Source organism: Leifsonella bigeumensis (assembly GCF_039537265.1).
GTDB classification, from domain to species: domain Bacteria; phylum Actinomycetota; class Actinomycetes; order Actinomycetales; family Microbacteriaceae; genus Terrimesophilobacter; species Terrimesophilobacter bigeumensis.
The window spans coordinates 1-21,294 of record NZ_BAABAE010000003.1; the positions used below are offsets into that span (position 1 = coordinate 1).

Here is a 21,294-nt window from a genome sequence, read left to right on the forward strand (position 1 = left end):
GACAGACACCATCTCGGCATCGGAGGCAAGACCCCCATCGACCGAATCAACAACGGTCGAGGTCAGTACAGCTAGGTCCGCGCGAGCACGGCGTGGCAGCGCCGGAGCCGCTCGAGCCACCAGCCGCGGCGTTCGTTCGGGGCGGCGTACCGGGCGAGCAACTCATCGCTCACCTCGATCCGGCGTACCGGCACTGCCCCCTCGACCGGGACGAGGGGTCTGTCGGTGACGTCGGCCGCCAGCAGTGCGGCGGTTCCGAGGCCGCAATCGAAGGGCAGGTCCGCGACGGCCGCCGCGAGGTGGGCGCCCATCGACAGCCCCACCGAGGTATCGAGAGCGCTGGATACGACGACCGGTAGCCCGGCCTCGGCGACGATGCGCAGCGCGGCCGCGATCCCGCCGAGCGGCTGCGCCTTCACGACGAGGAGATCGGCCGCACCCGCCCGTGCCACCGCAAGCGGGTCAGTGGCCTTCCGCACACTCTCGTCGGCCGCGATCGGCACGCCGAGATCCCGGATGCGCGAGCGCAGTGCGGCGAGCTCGGCAACGCTCGCGCAGGGCTGCTCCGCGTACTCGAGGTCGAACGCAGCCAGCGCACGCAGGGCAGTCTCGGCCTCGTCGACTCCCCATCCGCCGTTCGCGTCGACCCGGATGCGTCCTTCCGCGCCGATGTATTCCCGCGCGGCCGCCACCCGGGCGACGTCGTCGGCGAGCGCCTGCCCGCGTTCGGCGACCTTGACCTTGACGGTGCGGCATCCGGGGAACCGGTCGAGCACGCCGGTGACCTCGTCGGGCCCGACGGCGGGCAGTGTCGCGTTGGCGGGGATCGAGTCGCGGAGCGCCGCCGGAGGCGGCGACCATCCGAAGTCGATCGCTGCGGCGAGCCAGGACGCGCTCTCCGCATCGTCGTACTCGATGAACGGGGAGAACTCGGTCCAACCGTACGGCCCGCGCAGGAGCATGGCCTCCCGCACGTCGATGCCGCGGAACCGCGTCGACAGCGGCAGGGTGACGACGTGCGCGGAGCCGAGCAGGTCGTCGAGATCAGGGTGCACGGCTCCAGTCTGCCCCGGTTGGGGCCGGTGCCCTATCCTGAGAGCCACGCAGGCGGATGTCGACAGGTCGACGAGGAGGTTCCGGGGTGAGGATCGAGGACGGCACGCCGACCGAGCCCGGCCCGGCGTGGCCGGCGACCGGGTCAGGGGGCACTCCGCTGCCGGATGCTGCGCTGCCGTATGCTGCGCTGCCGTACGCGGCCTTGCCGGTCACCGAACCGCTCCCTCCCGAGAGTCCGGTCACGCCGCCCACGCCGCACACGCCGTGGCCGCTCGGCTACATCGCGTTCGGTATGGCTGTCCTGCTGGTCGTCGCCGAAGGCGTCGCCGTGTACCTGGCGACCTACGGACAGCCGGTGGCGGCCACCGTCATCGGTCAGGTACTCGTCGTGCTCACCGCCCTCCCGCTCGCGCTCGGCCTGCTCGCCGTTCTGCGTGGTCGCCAACGCGGATGGGGCATCGCGGCCATGGTGCTCGCGGTCATCGCGAACCCGCTCATCCTCATCAACCTGCTCGGGTTCTTCGGCACCATCTGACCCCTCAGTCCGACGGCTTGATCCGGCGGTTCGTTAGGCTGTGAACATGGCCATGGTCTCCGAATTGTTCGACGCAACGCTGTGGAAAGCGGTCGACGGTTTCGACTCTCTCGCCGACCTCACCTACCACCACGACCAGGGCGGCCGCGTCGCGCGCATCGCCTTCGACCGGCCCGAAGTGCGCAATGCGTTCCGGCCGCAGACCGTCGACGAGCTCTACCGCGCGCTCGACGACGCGCGGCAGAACCCGAGCATCGGCGTCGTGCTGCTGACCGGCAATGGGCCGAGTTCCAAGGACGGCGGCTGGGCGTTCTGCAGCGGTGGGGACCAGCGGGTGCGGGGGCGGAGTGGGTACCAATACGAGGCGCCTACCTCTCCGGTCGAGCCTTCCTCTCCGGTCGAGTCTTCCTCTCCGGTCGAGTTTGCCGAGACCCGGCCCGACGACCGGCGGATCTCGGCAAGCTCGATGAGAGAGGGAGGCGTCGGCCGCCTCCACATCCTCGAGGTCCAGCGCCTCATCCGGTTCATGCCCAAGGTCGTCATCGCCGTGGTTCCCGGCTGGGCGGCCGGCGGCGGCCACTCGCTCCACGTCGTGTGCGACCTCACGATCGCGAGTGCGGAGCATGCCCGCTTCAAGCAGACGGATGCCGACGTCGGCTCCTTCGACGCGGGCTACGGGAGCGCGTACTTCGCCCGCCAGGTCGGACAGAAGTTCGCGCGGGAGGTGTTCTTCCTCGCCAGGGAGTACTCGGCGCAGCGTGCACTCGAGGCGGGTGCCGTCAACGCGGTCGTCCCCCACGCGGAGCTGGAGAGCACCGCGTACGCCTGGGCGCAGGAGATCCTCACCAAGTCGCCGACCGCCATCCGGATGCTCAAGTTCGCCTTCAACGCCGTCGACGACGGGCTCGTCGGTCAGCAGGTGTTCGCCGGCGAGGCCACCCGCCTCGCCTACGGCACGGATGAGGCCGCCGAGGGCCGCGACGCCTTCCTCGAGAAGCGCGACCCCGACTGGGGCCCTTACCCCTGGCAGTTCTGATGACGCGACCGCTGGAGGTCACGGCGGGCGACCCCGACATAGTGCTGCCCGCCCTGCGGTCCGCGCTCGGCGGCGGCCCCGCGATCATGCCGCTGCCGGAAGGCGCCGACCGGGCCGGCATCCCGAACGAGGTCCCGCAGCGGGTCGCTCTCGTCGTGCAGACGAGCGGCTCGACCGGCTCGCCCAAGCGCGTCGCCCTCAGCGCGGATGCCCTGCTCGCGAGCGCTGCGGCATCCGAGGGGGCACTCGGCGGCCCGGGGCAATGGGTGCTCGCCCTGCCCGCCCACTACATCGCCGGCGTCAACGTGCTCGTGCGATCGATCGCGGCGGGGACGGAGCCGATCATCCTGCCGCAGGGCCACTTCGACCCCCACGTCTTCCTCGAGGCGGCGGCCGCCATGGATCACCCCGCGCGCTACACCTCGCTGGTCCCCGCGCAGCTCGCAAGCCTGCTCGGTTCCGTCGAGGGCAACGATCTCGACGCGCTGGAGACCCTTCGCCGTTTCGATCGCATCCTCGTGGGCGGTCAGTCGACGCCGACCGGGCTCCTCGCGCAGGCGCTCGAGCTGGGGTTGGGCGTGACGCGCACCTACGGGTCGAGCGAGACGAGCGGAGGATGCGTCTACGACGGGGTCCCGATCGGCGCGACCGCCGTTCGCCTGGCCGGGGATGCTGTGGAGGGTGAGATCGAGCTCGGCGGCCCCGTGCTCGCCGAAGGCTACCTCGGCGACGATGAGCGCACCGCAGCGTCGTTCTATTCCGATAGCGGCATGCGCTGGTATCGCACGGGCGACACCGGGGAACTGGTAGAGGGGGTGCTGCGAGTGACCGGCCGACTCGACGATGTGATCGTCTCCGGCGGGATCAAGGTTTCACTCGCGGCGGTCGAGCGCATCGTGCGTTCGCTGCCCGGGCTCTCGGATGCCGTGGTCGTCCCGCGTGCGAACGACCGCTGGGGCGAGGTTCCCATCGTCGCGACCACGGCATCCGCATCGCCAGAAGGACTGCTCAAGGCGGTACGCACCGCGGTGGGCGTCGCGCTCGGCCCCGCGGCCCGCCCGGCGGAGCTCGTCACCGTCGAAGCCATCCCCGTGCTCGCCAGCGGAAAGCCGGATCGGGCGTCGCTCGTCGCCCGGCTTGCTCCGCCCGCTGGATAGGATTCTTGTCGTGGCCAGGAACAGCAACCCCAAGCAGCAGCGCCTCGACCCGGCGAAGACGCCGGTCAAGGGCGCTGTGCGCGAACCCGTCAAGCAGTCCTCGAAGGTGAAGATCGCCGAGACGCCCACCTACGAGAAGAAGAAGCCGGTCACGGTGAAGAAGCGCAAGGGCGGTCGCCCGGGCGGCCGGTCGCCGGTCCCGGTCGTGCACCCGGCGACGTTCGGCGACTGGGTCGCCGGCGCGCGCATCCGCACCCTGCCCCTCGCGATCGCACCCGTGGCCCTCGGAACGGCCGCGGCCTACGCCGCGAGTGGATTCCTGGACTGGCACTGGGTGCGCGCACTTCTCTGCCTCGCGGTCGCGCTCGGTCTTCAGATCGGCGTCAACTACGCGAACGACTACTCCGATGGCGTACGCGGCGCTGACACCCACCGCGTCGGCCCCTCGAGGCTCACCGGCTCGGGTGCGGCCAAGCCGCGTACGGTGCTCGCGGTCGCCCTCGTCTTCTTCGTGCTCGCGGCGGCCGCCGGCGTCACCGTCGTGGTGCTGAGCGGACAGTACTGGATGCTCGCGGTCGGCGCCGCCTGCATCCTCGCTGCCTGGTTCTACACCGGCGGCAAGCATCCGTACGGCTACTACGGCCTCGGCGAGGTGTTCGTCTTCCTGTTCTTCGGGCTCGTCGCCACGGCGGGTACGACCTTCGTGCAGGTCGGGACCGTCAACCTCGAGAGCTGGGTCGCCGGGACCTGCGCCGGTCTCCTCGCCTGCGCGGTGCTGGTCGCCAACAACCTGCGCGACATCGACCAGGACCGGGTGGCCGGCAAGCGCACGCTCACGGTGCTGTTCGGGTCGCTCGTCTCGCGCATCCTGTTCACGGTGTTCGCGATCCTGCCGTTCGTGGGGCTCGCGTTCTTCGTCCTGCTCTACGAGAACGCCTACCTCGTGTACTTCTGCCTGCTGCTCGCGGTCCCGGCGGCGATCATCGTGCTCACCGCGAAGACACCGAAGGAGTTCCTGCTCGCCTTGAAGCTCACGAGCCTCACCGCGCTGTTCTTCGGCGTCGGTCTGGCCCTCGCGATCGCGTTCTAGGGCGCCGCCCGGCCAGCCTGGTCCCTGCTCAGTGGGACTGCTCCTCGCGGCGGTCGAGCGCCTCGTTCTCGAGGTCGTTGTCGTCGTCCCGACTGGTTCCGTTGTGGCGCCAGCCGTAGACGGTCTCGGCCACCTCGTTCCGCTGCTTCGTCAGGAACAGGTAGGAGAGGCAGCCCGCGATGACGACCGAGATGAGCGCCGATGCCCACCACGGCACGTTCACGACCATGAGGATGGCGAACGGCACGGCGAACAGGATGACCCGGATGATCGAGTAGAGGAGGATTCGGCGCGCAGGACTCACCTGCCCAGTGTAAATCTCTTGAGAGTGGTCGCTGGAGCACCGATCAGCCGACTGGCTTACAATCAGCACATGCGGGCGTTCCTGACTTTGGCCGCCGCGGCCCTGGCCGTCGGCTTCTGGATCTACGCAGTCGTCGACTGCGCACTCACCGACGCGCGCCGGGCCCGCGGCATCCCGAAACCCGCCTGGGTCGTCGTGGTGGTCGTGCTCAACGTCGTCGGCGGCCTCCTCTGGTTCCTGATCGGCAAGGACCGCACGCAGGACCGCGGTGCTATCCCACTCGGCCGCGCACCGGATGACGACCCGGCCTTCCTGCGCCGCCTCGGCTCGGACGCCGACCAGGATGAGCGCATCCGTCGGCTCGAGCGGGAGATCGCCGAACTCGACGACGATTCGAAGGACTCGTGACCGAAGGGAGCCCGGCCACCGATTTCGCGGTGGCGGTGCTCGGCGAGTTCGTCCGGCTGGGCGTTCGTCACATCGTTCTGAGCCCCGGCTCCCGCTCCCAGGCGCTTGCGCTCGCGGCGGCGGAGTTCGAGCGCGCCGGGCTGGTCACGCTCGCGGTGCGGATCGACGAACGCGGTGCCGGATTCCTCGGCCTCGGCACGGCGGTCGAGACCGGGCTTCCCGCGCTCGTCATCACGACATCGGGCACCGCGGTCGGCAACCTCCTGCCGAGCGTGCTGGAGGCGCACCACGCCGGGGTGCCGCTCATCCTGCTCACCGCCGACCGGCCGGAGGAGCTGCGCGGGATCGGCTCCAACCAGACCACCGACCAGCTCGGGATGTTCGGCGACTTCGTGCGGTTCGCGCGCGAGGTGGAGGCCCCGAGCACCACCGGCTTCGACGCGGCCTATCCGCGCGAGCTTGCGACTGCGGCGTTCTCGGCCGCCCTCGGCCATTCGGATGCTCCGGGCCCGGTGCAGGTGAACCTGGCCTTCCGTGAGCCGCTCTCCGGGACGATCGACCCGGTCCTGGTCGCGACGCTCGGGGGTTTGCGGGAGGCACCCGCAGCCCGGGAGTCCCGCGGGTCGACCGGGGCGGTCACCGAGCCCATCCGGGTCGTCCCCGACACGGTCGTCATCGCCGGTCATGCTGCGGGCGAGGAAGCGGAGGCGGCAGCTCGGGCGTTCGGCGCGCCGCTCCTGGCCGAAGTGTCGAGCGGTGCGCACTTCGGGCCGAACCTCGTCGTGGCGTACCGTGAGCTCCTGAACGACGAGAGCTTCGGAGGGCGGGTCCGGCGGGCGGTCGTGTTCGGGCATCCGACCCTCAGCCGTGAGGTGCCGCGACTGCTCGAACGCGACGATGTCGAGGTCATCGTCGTGCGCGGGCAGGCCGGCGAGGCCTACAACCCCGGTCGCCGCGCGAGCCGCATCCTCGAGACGGTCACCCTGGCCGGCGAGCCGGATGCGGGCAGGAAGGGTGCCACCGCGCAGGATGCCACGGCGCGGGCGTGGGTGGGCTCCTGGGTGGCGGCGAGTCGTGCGCTCCTTGACGTCCCCGCGAAGGTCGACCCGGCCGATGCACGCACCGATGACGCCCGGGCGGTCTCGGCTTTCACGAAGGCGCAGCTCGCGGTGTTCCGGGAGCCCGTCACGCGACGGATGCTCGTGGAGACTCTCTGGCAGAAGACCTGGCCGCACGACCGTCTCGTGCTCGGCTCCTCCAGGCTCATCCGGGAAGCCGACCGCGTCGTGCCGGGCAAACGCATTTCCGTGCACGCGAACCGGGGTCTCGCGGGCATCGACGGGACGATCGCGACCGCGACCGGCATCGCGATCGCGAGCCAGCAGGAGGGTGGCGTGCCGGATGCGGGCAGAAGCGGCGCTGCCGGCATCACCCGCGTGCTGCTGGGCGACCTCGCCTTCCTCCACGATGTCGGTTCTCTGCTCGGCGCACCGGGGGAGCAGGCCCCGCGCATCCAGGTCATCGTCGGCAACGACGGCGGCGGGACCATTTTCGACTCTCTCGAGGTCTCGGCGACCGCGTCGACGGAAGCATTCGACCGCGTCCTCTACACGCCGCACGAGGTGCGGATCGCCGCCATCGCCGAGGCCTACGGCTGGGACTACCTGCCGGCGAGCAACCGGGGTGAGCTCGACGAGGCACTGGGCACGGCATCCGGGAGGACCGTCATCGAGGTTCCGCTGCCTCGCGAGTAGCATCGGCACATGCCGAGATCAGCCTGGACCGACGATCCCGCCACGCTGCTGAAAGTGATGAGCGGTTTCGTGCTCGCCGACGTCGACCCCTCCTCGACCCCCGGATTCGAGGGCGACAAGGATGACGGGGAGGCGCTGCTCACCGACGCCGGCCCCGAGATCGCCGACCTGCAGGAGCGGCTCTACGCCGAGAGCAGGGAGGGCGGGCTGCGCAAGGTGCTGCTCGTGCTCCAGGCGATGGACACCGCGGGGAAGGGCGGCGTCATCCGGCACGTCGTCGGAGCGATCGACCCGCAGGGCGTCAAGGTCCACGGGTTCAAGAAGCCGACGCCGGAAGAGCTCGAGCACGACTTCCTGTGGCGCATCCGGAAGCAGCTGCCGCCCGCCGGCGTCGTCGGCGTGTTCGACCGCTCGCACTACGAGGATGTGCTCATCGCCCGGGTGCGCGGCCTCGCGCCGGCGGAGGAACTCGAGCGCCGCTACGACGCCATCGTCGCCTTCGAGAACGAGCTCGTGGCCGACGACACGACCGTCATCAAGGTCATGCTCCACCTGAGCGCGGCCGAGCAGAAGGAGCGGCTCGCCGAGCGGCTCGACCGCGCAGACAAGCACTGGAAGTACAACCCGGGCGACCTCGACGAGCGCGCTCTCTGGCCGGAGTATCAGCGGGCCTACCAGCTCGCACTCGAGCGCACCGCGACCGAGGCTGCCCCCTGGTATGTGGTGCCCGCCGACCGCAAATGGTACGCGCGCATCGCGGTGCAGCGGCTGCTGCTCGACGCGCTGCGCCGTCTCGACCCGCAGTGGCCGGCCGCCGATTTCGACGTCGAGGCCGAGAAGAAGAGGCTCGCGCAGTCCTGACCGGCGCTCACGCGCCGAGCGCCTCGACGATCGGCCGGAACTTCATCGTCGTCTCGGCGAGCTCGTGCTCCGGCACGGAGTCGGCGACGATTCCCGCCCCCGCGAATGCTCGCACGAGGCCGTCGGCCCCGACCTGCGCGCAGCGCAGGCCGATCGCCCACTCGCCATCCCCGTCGGCGCCGATCCAGCCGACCGGGCCGGCGTAGCGCCCGCGGTCGAAGGGCTCGAGCTGTTCGATCGCGGCGACGGCGTTCGCGGTCGGCGTGCCGGCGACGGCGGCCGTCGGGTGGAGTGCGGCGGCGAGATCGAGCGAGCCGGAGTCGTCGGAGAGCACGCCCTCGACGTCGCTTGCGAGGTGCCAGAGGTTCGGAAGCCTGAGGGTGAACGGCACATCGCTCGCGGTCACGCCCGGGCTGTGCGGGCGGAGGGCTGCGAGCACGCTCTGCACCGCGTACTCGTGCTCGTCCTGGTCCTTCGCCGAGGTGGCCAGGGCGACGGAGGCGTCGAGGTCGGATGCCGCATCCGTCCCCCGCGCACCGCTGCCGGCGAGCACGCGCGCCGAGACGGTGCCGTCGTTCACCTTCACGAGGGTCTCCGGGCTCGACCCGAAGAAGTCGTCGACCGCGAAGGTCCAGCAGTCGGGGTAGCCGGCGGCGAGCGCCTCGAGTGCGCCGCCGATGCTCCCGCCCGCCGGCAGGCGTCCGATCAGGTCGCGGGCGAGCACGACCTTCTCGAGCTCTCCGGCCCGGATGCGTGTCACACCGTGTGAGACCGCCTCGAGGTAGGCGTCCGGCGACAGCGCTCCCGGTTCGAACCGGATGCCGGTGGCCGGAACGGCGCGGCGGCCAGGTGCTCCAGCGGCCGCGTGATCGCCCGGCGCAGGCGGCGGCGCATCCGTCGCACCGATACGCGTCATCCAGGCGCGTCCGTCCCGGCGCCCGATGACGACCTCGGGGACGATGAGCACACTCGGCGCCTCGGATCGAGCGGCGAAGGCGAACGTCCCGAAGGCGACGAGTCCGGTGCCGGGAAGGCCGACCTCATCGGCGACCAGTGCACGGCCGGCGAGGTCGCGCCAGGCGGCCGCGGCATCCGTCATACGGGAGGGGCCGCTGAAGTCCCAGCGGAGGGCGGTGCCGAACCCGGCGAGACCGTCGCCCCGGCGGAGCCAGAGAAGCTGACGCTCCGGCGGCAGCAGTGCGGTGAGGTCGCCCGGGTCGTCGATGCCGACGGTGGAGACGGTGAGCGCAGGGGCCTCACGCTCTCGTTCGCTCACGCTCCCAGCGTAGCCGCGCTGCCGGGCCGCCGTGGGCGGTGCGGTAGAGCGACGGCGGCCCCTCGGCGGTCCCGAATAGACTGGGAGCATGGCGAAGGCGGACTTGGACAAGCAGCCCGATGAGGTTGCCGCGATGTTCGACGAGGTCGCCCAGAAGTACGACCGCACCAACTCGGTGCTGTCGATGGGGAACTCGTTCCTCTGGCGCCTGCAGACGGTACGCGCGATCGCTCCCCAGCCGGGCGAACGCATCCTGGATGTGGCGGCCGGCACGGGTACGAGTTCGGCCGCGATCGCGCGGCACGGCGCCGACGTCGTGGCCCTCGACTTCTCAGCGGGAATGATCGCGGAGGGCCGTCGCCGCCACCCGTCGATCGACTTCGTCGAGGGGGATGCCATGGCGCTCCCGTTCAAGGCGAACGAGTTCGATGCCGCGACGATCTCCTTCGGCCTGCGCAATGTCAAGGACCCGCGGAAGGCCCTCAAGGAGCTCTACCGGGTCGTGAAGCCGGGTGGCCGCGTGGTCGTCTGCGAGTTCTCGAAGCCGCCGCGAGCGCTCCTGCGTGCCGGCTACGGCGTCTACCTCAAGTACGTCATGCCGCGGGTCGTCGGGCTCTCGAGCTCCAACCCCGAGGCCTACAGCTATCTCGCCGACTCGATCAACGACTGGCCCGACCAGGCCACGCTCAGCCAGTGGCTGCGCGGTGCGGGCTTCACGCGGGTCGCCTACCGCAACCTCACCTCCGGTGTCGTCGCCCTTCACCGCGGCCACAAACCGGCCCGCAAGCCGCGGGCGAAGCCTGCCACCAAGGAAGCAGCCCCGAGTTGAGTTCGCAGCCGAGCGCGCAGCAGCTCCGTCGACGCCACAAGCTCAAGTCGACCCTGGGGCTGGGTGAGACGCTCTTCGCGTCCGCCGACGAACGTCGTTTCGCCCTCGCGCTCGAGGATGGCCTGCGCCTCGTGGAGGACGGCCTCCTCAAGGAGATGACCTTCGCCGACAACCTCGCGGATGTCACGGCGCGCTACCTGTTCGAGGCGGGAGGCAAGCGCATCCGGCCAACGCTCGCCCTGCTGACCGCGCAACTGGGCCTCGGGAACACCCCCGAGGTGGTCGTCGCAGCGCAGGCCATGGAGATTACCCACCTCGCCTCGCTCTACCACGACGACGTGATGGACGATGCCGAGGTGCGCAGGGGCGTGCCGAGCGCGCAGTCGGTGTGGGGCAACTCGGTCGCGATTCTCACGGGCGACCTGCTGTTCGCGCGCGCGGGTCGGCTCATTGCGAGCCTCGGACAGCGGGCGGTCCAACTGCAGTCGATCACCTTCGAACGCCTGTGCCTCGGGCAGCTGCACGAGACGATCGGACCCGAACCGGATGACGACCCGATCGAGCACTACCTGCAGGTGCTGGCTGACAAGACCGGTTCGCTCATCTCCGCCGCAGCCCAGGTCGGGGTGATCTTCGCCGAGGCGCCCGAAGAGTTCCAGGAGCCGCTGCGCGAGTTCGGGGAGAAGATCGGCGTCGCCTTCCAGCTCATCGACGACGTGCTCGACCTCTCCGGCGAACTCGAGGAGACCGGCAAGACCCCCGGTACCGATCTTCGCTCAGGGGTGTCGACCCTTCCCCTCCTGTACCTGCGTCGCCAGGCGATCGACGACCCGGATGCGGCAGCCCTCGTCACCCGCCTCGACCGCGGGGTCCAGGGCGGCCCGGTCGCCTCGGCCAGCGCCTCGGCCGAGTTCACGGCCGCCGTCGCCGACCTGCGCGAGCACGAGGTCACCCGCGCGACACTCGACGAGGCGCACCGCTGGGCGCACGAAGGCGTCGCCGCGCTCTCCCCGCTTCCCGACGGCCCGGTGCGCACGGCGCTCACCCGGTTCGCGGACACCCTCGTCGAGCGTTCGAACTGAGAATCTGCGGATGACAACGCTTCGCGTCGCGATCGTCGGCGCCGGTCCGGCCGGCATCTACGCCGCCGACCTGCTGCTTAAGGCCGACCGTCGCTTCGAGGTCTCGATCGACCTGTTCGAGCAGCTCCCCGCCCCTTACGGACTCGTCCGCTACGGCGTCGCCCCCGACCATCCCCGTATCAAGGGCATCATGAACGCGCTGCGCCAGGTGCTGGACGGCGGCGACATCCGGCTGTTCGGCAACGTCCAGTACGGAAGGGATGTGACCCTCGACGACCTCAAGCGCCACTACCACGCCGTCATCTTCACGACGGGGGCGGTGCGCGACGCCGAGCTCGACATCCCGGGCGTCGGGCTGCCGGGCAGTTTCGGGGCGAGCGACTTCGTGAGCTGGTACGACGGCCATCCGGATGCCCCGCGCGACTGGCCGCTCGACGCCCGCGTGGCCGCCGTCATCGGCAACGGCAACGTCGCGCTCGATGCCGCGCGCATGCTCGTCAAGCACGCCGAGGACCTGCTCTCCACCGAGGTCCCCGCGAATGTCTACGATCAGCTCGCCGCCTCGCCGATCACCGACGTGCACCTGTTCGGTCGTCGCGGACCCATGCAGGTCAAGTTCACGCCGCTCGAGCTGCGCGAGCTGGGCGAACTGCGCGACGTCGATATCGTGCTCGCCGACGAGGACTTCGGCATCGACCCGGCGGCCGAGGTCGCGATCGCCACCAACAAGCAGATCTTCGTCATCAACCGGATCCTCACCGAGTGGCGGTCGCGCGAGGTGGGCGCGGCGTCGCGCCGCATCCACCTGCACTTCTACGCCCGGCCCTTCGAGGTCGTCGGTACCGACGGTGCCGGCGAGAGTCGGGTCGGCGGGCTGCGCTACGAGCGCACGGCTCCGGATGGTGCGGGCGGCGTCGTCGGGACGGGCGAGATCCGCGAGCTCGCGATCGAGGGGCTCTACCGCGCGATCGGGTATTTCGGCACGCCGCTGCCCGGCATCCCCTTCGACGAGCATCGCGGGGTCATCCCGAACCGGGCCGGACGTGCGATCGACGACGATGACCAGCTCGTGCACGGGGTCTACGCGAGCGGCTGGATCAAGCGCGGCCCGGTCGGGCTCATCGGAGCGACGAAGAGCGACGCCATGGAGACCGTGCAGAGCCTCCTGAACGACCAGGCCGAGTGGTGGACGCCGTCCGAGCCGTCGCCGGATGCCGTGATCGCCATGCTCGAGGACCGCGGCATCCGCTACACCGACGTCGACGGCTGGCATCGCCTCGACCTGCACGAGCGGGCGCTCGGCGAGGCGGACGGTCGGGAGCGCATCAAGGTCGTGCCCCGCGAGGAGATGGTCGACATCTCCCGCGACGATCGCTGACGAGCGTCGACCCCCTTTCGTCTCCGGTCGAGCCGTAGCTCCCCGGTCGAGCCGCTATTTTCTCCGGTCGAGCTTGCCGAGACCCCGGGCCCGAACCGCTATTTTCTCCGGTCGAGCTTGCCGAGACCCCGGGCCTGAATCGCTCCCTCACCGTCGTAACCTCGTCGAGTTTTCCACTGATAGCTCAGTGGCGGGCACCGTGCCAGCGCTTCGTGAGGCACACTGCCGCATGCCGTTTTTCTACATCCTGACCTGCAGCGATGGAAGCTTCTACTGCGGGAGCACGCACGATCTGAGCCTCCGCTTCTGGCAGCACGAGTCGGGACTCGGCAGCGCGTATACGTCGAAGCGACTTCCGGTGGCGCTCGCCCATTGTGAGGAGTACGACACCATGCATGAGGCGTTTCTGCGGGAGAAGCAAGTGCAGGGCTGGGGCCGGGCGAAGAGGATCGCACTGATCGAAGGCCGGGTGGGCGATCTGCCGGCGCTCAGTCGGTCTCGGCAGGCTCGACCTGAGAGTGGGTGAGCTGATTTCTCCGGTCGAGCCGTTAACTTCTCCGGGCGAGTCGTAGCTTCTCCGGTCGAGCTTGCCGAGACCTGCGGCGGTCGGTCTCGGCAAGCTCGACCTGAGAATGTGCGGAATATCTCGGAGCGAGCTCGTCGAGATCGAGACCCCCTACTGCACCGCCGAGGTGAGCCTCGCCACGTTGTCGAGCACTTGGGCGCCGAAGGGCCGCGCGAGCCACTCATCGAGGTGCAGCTCCCGGCTGTTCTGGCGGTAGTCCTCCTCGAGCATCCGGAGCTCCCGCACGAAGGAGTGCCCCCGCACCATGACCGAGATCTCGAGGTTGAGGCTGAACGAGCGCATGTCCATGTTGCTCGAGCCGATGACGGCCACCTGCTCGTCGATCGTGAAGTGCTTCGGATGCAGCACGGTCGGCGACCGGTACAGCCAGATCCGCACGCCCGACTTGAGCAGCTCCTCGTAGTAGCTGCGCTGAGCGTGGTAGACCACGGGCTGGTCCCCCACCTCCGAGACGAAGAGCTGCACGTCGAGGCCGCTCTGCGCCGCAGTCGTGATCGCGTACAGCATCGACTCGTCCGGGACGAAGTAGGGGCTGCAGATGATGATGCGCTCCTGCGCCGCATAGAGCAGGGAGTTGAAGAGCCGCAGGTTGTTCTCGCCGTCGAAGGACGGCCCACTCGGTACCACCTGGGCGCCCACCCGGTCCTTGACCCTCACCTCGCGGATGGGGTCCGTCTCGCGCGTGAGCAGCTCATCCGTCTCGCTGTACCAGTCGGTCACGAAGAGGGCGTTGATTCCCGCGACGATCGGCCCCTCGAACCGCACCATGAGGTCCTTCCAGTGCAGGCCCCGGCGCTTGTTCGACCGCTTGTTGTAGCTCGAGTCGATGATGTTCTGCGAGCCGGTGAAGGCGACGAGCCCGTCGACGACGAGAAGCTTGCGATGGTTGCGCAGGTCCAGCCGCTGGAACTTCCAGCGCAGCGGTTGGAAGGGAAGCATGAGCTGCCACTGCACACCCATCGACTTGAGCCGCCGGATGGTGCGCCGATACCCCGGATAGCGCAGCGAGGCGATGTGGTCGAGCAGCACGCGCACCGTCACCCCGCGGGCGGCGGCGGCCTCGAGCGCGTCGAAGTACGGGGCGGTCGTCTCGTCGAGCGACATGATGTAGAACTCGGAGTGCACGTACCTCTTCGCCTTGCCCACGGCATCCGTCATCGCCTGCAGCGACTCGAGGTAGTCGGGGTAGAGGCGGGCATCGTTGCCCCCGACGAGCGGCATGGCCCCCAGGTTGCGGTTGAGCGCGGCGATCGGTTCGAGCCACTCCGGCCACGGATGCTCGTGGCTCACCTGGTCCATCCCCTCCGTCGTGTCGAGGATGTAGCGGTTGATCTCCTCCTGCTTGTCGCGCCGGCCCTTCGGCAGGTGACGGCTGCCGAGCACGAGGAACAGCAGGATGCCGATGTAGGGCAGGAAGAAGATCGCCAGCAGCCAGGCCATGGCCGTCTGCGGGCGGCGGTTGCGCGGGATGACGATGATGGAGACGACGCGGATGACGAAGTCGACCGCCACGAGGAAGATCGCGACCCAGAGGGCGAAACTCCAGCCGTCCACCGTGCTCCGATCGGTCAGGCGGTGTGCGTCACCGGAAGTTCACGAACTGCAGGTCGACGTCGAGCTTCGCGGCCTTGAGGATGGCCATGGTCGCCTGCAGGTCGTCGCGGCTCTTCGAGCTGACTCGGAGCTCGTCGCCCTGGATCTGCGATTTGACGCTCTTGGGCGCCTCGTCGCGGATGATCTTGCCGATCTTCTTGGCATCCTCCTGCGCGATGCCCTGCTTGATGCCCGCCTCGAGGCGGTACTCCTTGCCGGAGGCGTACGGTTCGCCGGCGTCGAGGCTGCGCAGCGAGATGCCCCGCTTGATGAGCTTCGACTCGAACACCTCGAGCACGGCCTTGACCCGCTCCTCGGTGTTCGCCTTCATGAGCACCTTCTCGCCGCTGTAGTCGATCTCGGCGCCGACGTTCTTGAAGTCGTAGCGCTGGGAGATCTCCTTCTGCGCCTGGTGCAGGGCATTGTCGAGCTCCATCTTGTCCACTTTGCTGACGATGTCGAAGGTTGAATCTGCCATGCGCCCAATGGTAGCCGGGCGGGTGCGGGCGGGCGATTCGGTCTGCTTGGCGGGGCCGGTAGGTCAGAGGATGGCGAAACCCATTTCCCGCGCAATGGCCGCCTGCTCCCCGTCGCGGGTGGCGAAGCCGCGCTCCTCGCCCGGTTCGCTGAGCTCATCGAGGGCGAGGCGTGCACAGGCGAGATGCCAGGCATCCATTGAGCGGATGCCGGAGCCGCGAACCAGCTCGAGGGCGATGCGCTCGAGTTCGGCCTGCTCGGCGTCGACAACGGTCAGTGTGCCGGACACTTCACTGACATCGTCTTCGAACGCCGCCAGCAGTGCCTGATGGTCGCCTCGGTGTGCGGCTGCGGCCCGAATAAGTGCGCCGGTCACCTCGATGCGGGTCCACGAACCAGTGATAGTGGTGTGTCTCGGGTCCTCCAGGAGTCGTCGAACCTCGACGTGGTCGATTTCATCGGCGAGGTAGCCACGAACAACGACCGAGGAGTCGAGGTAGACGATCACCGCTCACCGCGCTCGTACGCCATGATCTCATCGGCGATCGGCCCCACCCCTCGCATCGATTCGAGGGCGCGTTCCAGAATCGCTGCCTTCTCTTCGGGGGTGCGCACCGGGGCGAGCTCGGCCTTCGGATGCGGCCGACCCCGCCCCACCGTGCCGACGACCATGAGCTTGAGCTTGAGGCGGTCTCGGCGGGAGAGGGAGGACGGATCGATGCCGAGTCCGAGGATCTGGTTCGCGAGGGCGTTGACCGAGGTCCCGGATGCGCGTGCCTGGTCAGTCAGGCGAGCATGGAGTTCCTCAGGGACTCGAAGGAGAAGCTGCTTCATCGCACAATGATAGCAGTTGACCACCGTGATATCAGTCCGTCTGTCGCAGCAAACTGTGATGGGATAGCCCGGATGTCGACCCGCTCCCGTGTTCTTGTCGCGATTGCCGCCGTGGCCGCACTCGCGGTGATCGTGGTCGCCGTCATGCTCGTGCTGAGCCCGCGGCTCATGCTCCCGGGCGACTCCGGTGCAGCGCCTCCTGAGCCGCCCGGGCCCGACCACGCACTCCCGGCCGCTGCACCGCCCCTCGCTGAGGCTCGGACTCGCGCGGGCGTCGCGGGGCTTGCGGATGCCGACTGGGTCGAGCGGGTCTCCGCGGCATCCGGAATCCCTGCTCGCGCGCTCGCCGCCTATGCGGGCGCCGCGATCGTGAAGGCGCGGGCGATGCCATCCTGCGGGCTCGGCTGGACGACGCTCGCCGCGATCGGACTCATCGAAAGCGATCACGGCCGGCACGGTGGCTCGAGCGTCGGCGAGGACGGCACGGTCACTCCGCCCATCTTCGGCATTGCCCTCGACGGCGCGGCCACCGCGCACATCGCCGACTCCGACGGCGGCGCGATCGACGGCGACGCCGAGTACGACCGGGCGGTCGGTCCCATGCAGCTCATCCCGCAGACCTGGCGCAACTGGCACGTCGACGGCAGCGGCGACGGCGTCGAGGATCCGCAGAACATCGACGATGCGGTCGTGGCGACCAGCAACTACCTCTGCCGGGCGAGCGGCGACATGGCCGGCCGCGAGGGCTGGCGCGCGGGGGTCGGCGCCTACAACTCCTCGGACGCCTACGTCCAGTCGGTCGCGGATGCTGCCAACCGCTATGCGAAGGATGCCTCCGGCGACTGAGCGGGGACGGCCCAGGGTGCCTCAGCGCCTCCGGTTGCTCACGCGTGCGGTGCTCGACCGCACGATCAACTCGTAGGGGAGCGACGTGTTGAGCGTGCCCTGCGTGCGGCGGCTCGGGTGCAGCTGGTCCATCAGGATCTCGACCGCCAGCCGTCCCTGCAGTTCGGGGAACTGGGCGACCGTGGAGAGCCCGAAGAAGTCGGAGAGGTCGTGGTCGTCGATGCCGATCACGGAGACGTCCTCCGGTACCTCCAGGCCGAGGTCGCGTGCGGCGAGGATCGTGCCGATCGCCATCTCGTCGGATGCCGCGAACACCGCGGTGGGACGCTTGCGCGGGTTGCCGAACAGCTGCTTCGCCGCCTGGTAGCCGCCGCGCATCGTGAAGTCCGCGGTCTGGAACAGTTCGGGGTCGACGGGGATGCCGGCGGCCTCGAGCGCCGACTCGTAGCCGACGCGGCGGTTGGTCGGCAGGTGGAAGTCGCGCTCGTATTCCTTGTTGCCGCCGATGTGGGCGATCGTGGTGTGCCCGAGCGAGAGCAGGTGTTCGGTGGCGAGCCGGGCGATCGCGACGTCGTCGATACTCAGGGTGCGCACCCCCGGCAGTGGTCCGCCGACGCCGACGATGGGCTTGTTCATGTCGAGCAGGCGGGTGGTCTCCCCGGCCGTGAGCTCGAGGGAGACGGCGATGACGGCATCCACCCGCTTACGCAGCAGGAAGTGTTCGAAGACACTGCGGCGCTCATCCGCCCCGCCGCCCAGGTTGTAGAGGGTGAGGTCGTAGCCGTTGGCGAGGAGCGCGCTCTCGGCCCCCTGCAGCACGGAGCTGTAGAACCACTGGTTGAGCACCGGGATGACGACGCCGACGTTCTTGGTCCTGCCGGTGGCGAGGCTGGAGGCGTTGGAGCTCACGACGTAACCGAGCTCGGATGCCGCACTGATGACCCGCTCACGGGTCGCCGCCGAGACGTGACCGTTGCCGCTCAGGGCGCGCGAGACGGTCGCCGTCGAGACGCCGGCGAGCTCCGCGACTTCGTTGATGCCGGGCACCACACCTCCTCGTCGACCGGTCGGGTACCGCTTCGCCGATCCTATCCGCGCGCGGCATTCGATGACGGCGCCGGCGTGATTTCAGGAGACCCGCCGACCCGCTATCCTTGATTCTTGTCTCCGGTCAGGTGAATACATGTGGCCGGAGCACTACGGCAAGTTACCCAAGCGGCCAAAGGGATCTGACTGTAAATCAGACGTCTCAGACTTCGGGGGTTCGAATCCCTCACTTGCCACTCTCAATGAAACAAAGGGTTTCCGGCCTCTTCGACCGGAGGCCTTTGTCTTGCTCCCTACGATTGTGCGTGCATTGTGTGTGCAGTTCGGTCGCGGGGGACCAGCATCGCGGCTGCAGCCTCGGCCGCGTCACGGTTCGCGTCGCGCAGCAGGTGGCCGTAGAGGTCAACTGTGACGGCGATGGTGGAGTGCCCGAGGCGCTTGCTCACGACGGCGAGGGGAACGCCGGCGCTGATGAGCAGGGACGCGTGCAAGTGCCGGAGGTCGTGGAAGCGAATCTTCGGCAGGCCGGCCTTGAGGGCGTAGGTGTCGAAGTAGCGGGTGACGTAGCGCGGCTTGAGCTCGCGACCGTCCTCGTCGGTGAAGACCCGCCCTGAGTCTTTGTACGCGGCACCCCAGGCGTCTCGCTCCTCGTCCTGGCGGAGTTTCCATGCGGCGAGCGCATCCACGAGACCATCGTCGAGAGAGACGACGCGGTCCTGCCCGGAACTGGTCTTGATTTCCCCCTCGAAATTGACTCCACCGACCTCGATGAGCTGTACCTTCACGACGAGTTCCCGGTCGGTGAAGCTGACGTCTTGCCAGCGCAACCCGCACAATTCCCCACGGCGCAGCCCTGTACGGATGGCGACCTCGTAGAGGATGAAGGGCAAGGACACCGGCAGGCTCACCATCGACAGACTGACCCTCGACGCCTACAAGGAGGGTCGCATCACTCCGCTTGAGGGGAAGCTGCTCCAGCAGTACAGCCGGCAGAGCCCTCGCGGTCGTAAGCGGGCCCGGTCAACCCCCATCTCGCCTGAGAAGATTCAGGCCATGAAGGACAAGCTCGAGCGGGTGATGGCGCAATTTGAAGCCAAATATCCGAATCCCCGACACTGAAGATTCAGGCCCGGTCATCCCCCAGGGCGCAGCCTGCTTCACGAACAGACTCGCAGGGGCGACTCTCGACGAGCTGCTCGAGAACGCTGGCCGGAACTGGTGGCCTGAACACTCCCTCGAAGTCGAGTGGGAGCTACTGCGCTGTCACGCGTTCCAGGCAGAATGCCTACTCATCGACAAGGCCGAGAACCGCGCGTGGGAGCGCCAGATGCTCGAACTCTTCCACCGGAATCTCCCGTACGAGGAATACGTTGAGGCGCGCATGAGCGCCCTCGAGGCGCGGCTCAGGGCGCGGAAGCTGGCGTAGTCGAACCTCCGATACAAGTACTGGTTCAAGCCGCGCCGAGCACGCCTGGTGCAACGAGAGGTGCGACGCTTCTACGGGCAATGGACCGGGTCGTAGATTCCGACGGCGTCATTCCCAAAGGTCGGCGGCACTCGCTCGCGCCTGGGCATCGATGATCTTCTTGACGCCCTCGTCAGCCTTCCTCAGAGCATCCAGCGCTCTCACATAACCTTTTCGTGCGTCGATGACCGCAGTGGTGACGCGGAATGATCCTCCTTGCGTCGTCACCTTCTCAGTTCCGTCATACCAGTCCCAGTCGCGCCACTGGCCGGGCGCAAACCCGTACCCCTTCAGCACGTCCGCCAAATCAGCGCCGACCCTCGCAATTGGAGCAGACTCAGCCTTCTCGACGCGTCCCGAATAGCCTCCAGGAGATGGCACAAGGAGCTCCGGCGTAAAGCCGGCCAGCGCTTTCGCTACAACATCGGCAGATCCCTCTGCCATCGCTACAGCCGACTGCTTGAGGTCCTGGACTCGATCGCGACCCATTTCCTTACTGACGTCCGGCTCGCCCGTCACGTGCGCCTTGGCCTGCTCAACAATCCAATCGGCGACCGCAGCGCCGACCGCGGCCCGCCACGCCGAAAACGCCACCTGCGCGAGCCCCAGGCGTTCGTCGTAGCTCTCACGTGCCGTCGCCAATTCTTTTTCGTCATCCATGCGCACATAGTATTCGCGACCCCAGACGTGCCGTACACGCGTACACGCGTCGTGCGCGCGCGTAGGCTGACTGATCGCGGCCAGTTCAGTGCTGAGGCCAATGCTTCTCGGGTATTCGGGGGCATTGGGGCAGTGGAACGTTCGACAGCCCGGTCGACGGGGTCGTTGTTACCGGTACGTGCCGTTGTGGTGCCGGTTGACGTTGTAGAGGGCGTAGCTGAGGCGCTTCTCGGCTCGTGACGGTTCGCCGTTCGGTCGCATGGGGTTTGGCAGGTGGAAGTACTGCTCCATGAGTTCGTCCTGGCGTTCGACGCGGGCCACCCATTGGTCGATCTGGGGGGCCCGGACGGCGGTGCCGACCTTCCAGGTGTTCTTGAAGCTGAGGCCACGTTCGCGGGCGACTTTGGAGACGAGGCCGGGGGAGACTTTGTATCGGCGTGCGATCTCGTTGCGGCCGAAACCGACGAAGATGTCGTCTCCGATGCGTTGGCGGAGCTCCTGACTGATGGGCATGGTCCGTGGCATGGATCTCACCTTCAATCTATTCTCTCGCCCTTTTTCTCGTGTGGTGATCAACTGGTCGATGGGCTGGGCGTGTTCGTTCTGCTATCGTCATCGCCTCATCGCGTCGCCTAGCTGCTTGTGGGGAGGCGTGGGCATCGGGATTGTCGGGTCGGGGGTCTACGGTTGGGGAGCGCTCAGCATCGGGCTGAGGCGTGAGAAAGGACGATCGATATGGCAAGTCAAGTCGAGGCGAAGGATGCGCTGTGGAGCGCGATCGAGAAGCTCGCGAAGGAAGCCGAGAGGTACAACAGCCCCGCGGGTAGTGTGATGCTCAGGGATACAGCGATCGCGTACCGCGCCGTCGTTGGTGGCGCTCAGCCTGGCTCGATGGTTGTCGAGTCGAAGTAGCAGTACTGCCGAACGCCCCGAGAGTTGTCGGCTCTCTCGAGGCCTCGGGATGACTCACGCCATCCAATATGGGCTACTCACGGATTGAACTACAGGCGCATCATGATC

At 68.4% G+C, this 21,294-nt stretch carries 25 protein-coding genes and 1 tRNA gene; 15 read left to right on the forward strand and 11 right to left on the reverse strand.

What is annotated here, in order from left to right; translation table 11 throughout:
• Nucleotides 1-71: 71 nt before the first annotated feature.
• On the reverse strand, nucleotides 72-1,055 hold the full coding sequence (locus ABD678_RS05035; RefSeq protein ID WP_344754383.1) for an o-succinylbenzoate synthase: 984 nt from the start codon (nucleotides 1,053-1,055) through the stop codon (nucleotides 72-74).
• Between the two features lie 86 nt (nucleotides 1,056-1,141).
• Between ABD678_RS05035 and ABD678_RS05040 the strand changes: the two genes are divergently transcribed.
• The 4 genes from ABD678_RS05040 to ABD678_RS05055 all read left to right on the forward strand — a co-directional run bounded on the left by ABD678_RS05040 (nucleotide 1,142) and on the right by ABD678_RS05055 (nucleotide 4,874).
• Complete coding sequence (locus tag ABD678_RS05040; RefSeq protein WP_344754385.1) at nucleotides 1,142-1,591, forward strand: hypothetical protein; 450 nt, start codon at nucleotides 1,142-1,144, stop codon at nucleotides 1,589-1,591.
• A gap of 46 nt (nucleotides 1,592-1,637) precedes the next feature.
• Nucleotides 1,638-2,627 (forward strand): 1,4-dihydroxy-2-naphthoyl-CoA synthase, encoded by a 990-nt coding sequence (locus ABD678_RS05045; protein ID WP_344754387.1) that lies wholly within the window; start codon nucleotides 1,638-1,640, stop codon nucleotides 2,625-2,627.
• Entirely contained in the window at nucleotides 2,627-3,784 is a 1,158-nt protein-coding gene (locus tag ABD678_RS05050) for an AMP-binding protein (protein ID WP_344754389.1), read from the forward strand. The genes ABD678_RS05045 and ABD678_RS05050 overlap by 1 nt, the downstream gene beginning before the upstream one ends.
• 112 nt (nucleotides 3,785-3,896) lie before the next feature.
• On the forward strand, nucleotides 3,897-4,874 hold the full coding sequence (locus ABD678_RS05055) for a 1,4-dihydroxy-2-naphthoate polyprenyltransferase (protein WP_425561968.1): 978 nt from the start codon (nucleotides 3,897-3,899) through the stop codon (nucleotides 4,872-4,874).
• 28 nt (nucleotides 4,875-4,902) lie between these two features.
• Here the strand turns inward: ABD678_RS05055 and ABD678_RS05060 are convergent, their stop codons facing one another.
• Nucleotides 4,903-5,178: a DUF4229 domain-containing protein gene (locus ABD678_RS05060; protein WP_344754391.1), complete on the reverse strand. Its 276-nt coding sequence runs from the start codon at nucleotides 5,176-5,178 to the stop codon at nucleotides 4,903-4,905.
• A 69-nt stretch (nucleotides 5,179-5,247) separates the two neighbouring features.
• Between ABD678_RS05060 and ABD678_RS05065 the strand changes: the two genes are divergently transcribed.
• Genes ABD678_RS05065 through ABD678_RS05075 form a run of 3 tightly spaced genes read left to right on the forward strand, consistent with a single transcriptional unit; the run spans nucleotide 5,248 to nucleotide 8,201 of the window.
• Nucleotides 5,248-5,586 carry a PLDc N-terminal domain-containing protein gene (locus ABD678_RS05065; RefSeq protein WP_344754393.1) on the forward strand — a complete coding sequence of 113 codons (339 nt, stop codon included), beginning with the start codon at nucleotides 5,248-5,250 and terminating at the stop codon, nucleotides 5,584-5,586.
• Nucleotides 5,583-7,340, forward strand: coding sequence for a 2-succinyl-5-enolpyruvyl-6-hydroxy-3-cyclohexene-1-carboxylic-acid synthase (gene menD / locus ABD678_RS05070; protein WP_344754395.1), 1,758 nt, complete (start codon nucleotides 5,583-5,585; stop codon nucleotides 7,338-7,340). The genes ABD678_RS05065 and menD overlap by 4 nt, the downstream gene beginning before the upstream one ends.
• 9 nt (nucleotides 7,341-7,349) lie before the next feature.
• On the forward strand, nucleotides 7,350-8,201 hold the full coding sequence (locus tag ABD678_RS05075) for a PPK2 family polyphosphate kinase (RefSeq protein ID WP_344754397.1): 852 nt from the start codon (nucleotides 7,350-7,352) through the stop codon (nucleotides 8,199-8,201).
• A gap of 7 nt (nucleotides 8,202-8,208) precedes the next feature.
• On the opposite strand, the gene ABD678_RS05080 is transcribed toward ABD678_RS05075, so the two are convergent.
• Nucleotides 8,209-9,477, reverse strand: a complete 1,269-nt coding sequence (locus tag ABD678_RS05080) for an isochorismate synthase (protein WP_344754399.1) — start codon at nucleotides 9,475-9,477, stop codon at nucleotides 8,209-8,211.
• An 88-nt stretch (nucleotides 9,478-9,565) separates the two neighbouring features.
• Here ABD678_RS05080 and ubiE point away from each other — a divergent pair, with 88 nt between their 5' ends.
• The 4 genes from ubiE to ABD678_RS05100 all read left to right on the forward strand — a co-directional run bounded on the left by ubiE (nucleotide 9,566) and on the right by ABD678_RS05100 (nucleotide 13,292).
• Nucleotides 9,566-10,306 (forward strand): bifunctional demethylmenaquinone methyltransferase/2-methoxy-6-polyprenyl-1,4-benzoquinol methylase UbiE, encoded by a 741-nt coding sequence (gene ubiE / locus ABD678_RS05085; RefSeq protein ID WP_344754401.1) that lies wholly within the window; start codon nucleotides 9,566-9,568, stop codon nucleotides 10,304-10,306.
• Nucleotides 10,303-11,388, forward strand: coding sequence for a polyprenyl synthetase family protein (locus ABD678_RS05090; RefSeq protein WP_344754403.1), 1,086 nt, complete (start codon nucleotides 10,303-10,305; stop codon nucleotides 11,386-11,388). The genes ubiE and ABD678_RS05090 overlap by 4 nt, the downstream gene beginning before the upstream one ends.
• Before the next feature lie 10 nt (nucleotides 11,389-11,398).
• Nucleotides 11,399-12,766, forward strand: a complete 1,368-nt coding sequence (locus tag ABD678_RS05095; RefSeq protein WP_344754405.1) for an FAD-dependent oxidoreductase — start codon at nucleotides 11,399-11,401, stop codon at nucleotides 12,764-12,766.
• Between the two features lie 229 nt (nucleotides 12,767-12,995).
• Complete coding sequence (locus ABD678_RS05100; RefSeq protein ID WP_344754407.1) at nucleotides 12,996-13,292, forward strand: GIY-YIG nuclease family protein; 297 nt, start codon at nucleotides 12,996-12,998, stop codon at nucleotides 13,290-13,292.
• Between the two features lie 150 nt (nucleotides 13,293-13,442).
• Here ABD678_RS05100 and cls read toward each other — a convergent pair whose 3' ends face one another.
• The 4 genes from cls to ABD678_RS05120 all read right to left on the reverse strand — a co-directional run bounded on the left by cls (nucleotide 13,443) and on the right by ABD678_RS05120 (nucleotide 16,256).
• Nucleotides 13,443-14,906 carry a cardiolipin synthase gene (cls, locus tag ABD678_RS05105; RefSeq protein ID WP_344754409.1) on the reverse strand — a complete coding sequence of 488 codons (1,464 nt, stop codon included), beginning with the start codon at nucleotides 14,904-14,906 and terminating at the stop codon, nucleotides 13,443-13,445.
• A gap of 28 nt (nucleotides 14,907-14,934) precedes the next feature.
• Nucleotides 14,935-15,423, reverse strand: a complete 489-nt coding sequence (locus ABD678_RS05110) for a YajQ family cyclic di-GMP-binding protein (protein ID WP_344754411.1) — start codon at nucleotides 15,421-15,423, stop codon at nucleotides 14,935-14,937.
• A gap of 63 nt (nucleotides 15,424-15,486) precedes the next feature.
• Entirely contained in the window at nucleotides 15,487-15,930 is a 444-nt protein-coding gene (locus tag ABD678_RS05115) for a type II toxin-antitoxin system VapC family toxin (RefSeq protein ID WP_344754413.1), read from the reverse strand.
• Nucleotides 15,927-16,256 carry a toxin-antitoxin system HicB family antitoxin gene (locus ABD678_RS05120; RefSeq protein WP_344754415.1) on the reverse strand — a complete coding sequence of 110 codons (330 nt, stop codon included), beginning with the start codon at nucleotides 16,254-16,256 and terminating at the stop codon, nucleotides 15,927-15,929. Before ABD678_RS05120 ends, ABD678_RS05115 begins: the two co-directional genes overlap by 4 nt.
• A gap of 72 nt (nucleotides 16,257-16,328) precedes the next feature.
• Between ABD678_RS05120 and ABD678_RS05125 the strand changes: the two genes are divergently transcribed.
• Nucleotides 16,329-17,102, forward strand: coding sequence for a lytic transglycosylase domain-containing protein (locus ABD678_RS05125; protein WP_344754417.1), 774 nt, complete (start codon nucleotides 16,329-16,331; stop codon nucleotides 17,100-17,102).
• 21 nt (nucleotides 17,103-17,123) lie between these two features.
• Here the strand turns inward: ABD678_RS05125 and ABD678_RS05130 are convergent, their stop codons facing one another.
• Nucleotides 17,124-18,149: a LacI family DNA-binding transcriptional regulator gene (locus ABD678_RS05130; RefSeq protein WP_344754419.1), complete on the reverse strand. Its 1,026-nt coding sequence runs from the start codon at nucleotides 18,147-18,149 to the stop codon at nucleotides 17,124-17,126.
• A 154-nt stretch (nucleotides 18,150-18,303) separates the two neighbouring features.
• Here ABD678_RS05130 and ABD678_RS05135 point away from each other — a divergent pair.
• Nucleotides 18,304-18,385 (forward strand) — tRNA-Tyr (locus ABD678_RS05135).
• Between the two features lie 57 nt (nucleotides 18,386-18,442).
• Here the strand turns inward: ABD678_RS05135 and ABD678_RS05140 are convergent.
• Nucleotides 18,443-19,057: a site-specific integrase gene (locus ABD678_RS05140; RefSeq protein ID WP_344754421.1), complete on the reverse strand. Its 615-nt coding sequence runs from the start codon at nucleotides 19,055-19,057 to the stop codon at nucleotides 18,443-18,445.
• Between ABD678_RS05140 and ABD678_RS05145 the strand changes: the two genes are divergently transcribed.
• On the forward strand, nucleotides 19,029-19,268 hold the full coding sequence (locus ABD678_RS05145) for a hypothetical protein (protein WP_344754423.1): 240 nt from the start codon (nucleotides 19,029-19,031) through the stop codon (nucleotides 19,266-19,268). The genes ABD678_RS05140 and ABD678_RS05145 overlap by 29 nt on opposite strands.
• 415 nt (nucleotides 19,269-19,683) lie before the next feature.
• Here ABD678_RS05145 and ABD678_RS05150 read toward each other — a convergent pair whose 3' ends face one another.
• Nucleotides 19,684-20,274 carry a hypothetical protein gene (locus tag ABD678_RS05150; protein WP_344754425.1) on the reverse strand — a complete coding sequence of 197 codons (591 nt, stop codon included), beginning with the start codon at nucleotides 20,272-20,274 and terminating at the stop codon, nucleotides 19,684-19,686.
• 168 nt (nucleotides 20,275-20,442) lie between these two features.
• On the reverse strand, nucleotides 20,443-20,799 hold the full coding sequence (locus ABD678_RS05155; RefSeq protein WP_344754427.1) for a hypothetical protein: 357 nt from the start codon (nucleotides 20,797-20,799) through the stop codon (nucleotides 20,443-20,445).
• A 210-nt stretch (nucleotides 20,800-21,009) separates the two neighbouring features.
• On the opposite strand from ABD678_RS05155, the gene ABD678_RS05160 reads away from it, so the two are divergent.
• A complete protein-coding gene (locus ABD678_RS05160) occupies nucleotides 21,010-21,186 on the forward strand; it encodes a hypothetical protein (protein ID WP_344754429.1) in 177 nt (58 codons plus the stop codon).
• The last annotated feature ends 108 nt before the right edge of the window (nucleotides 21,187-21,294 follow it).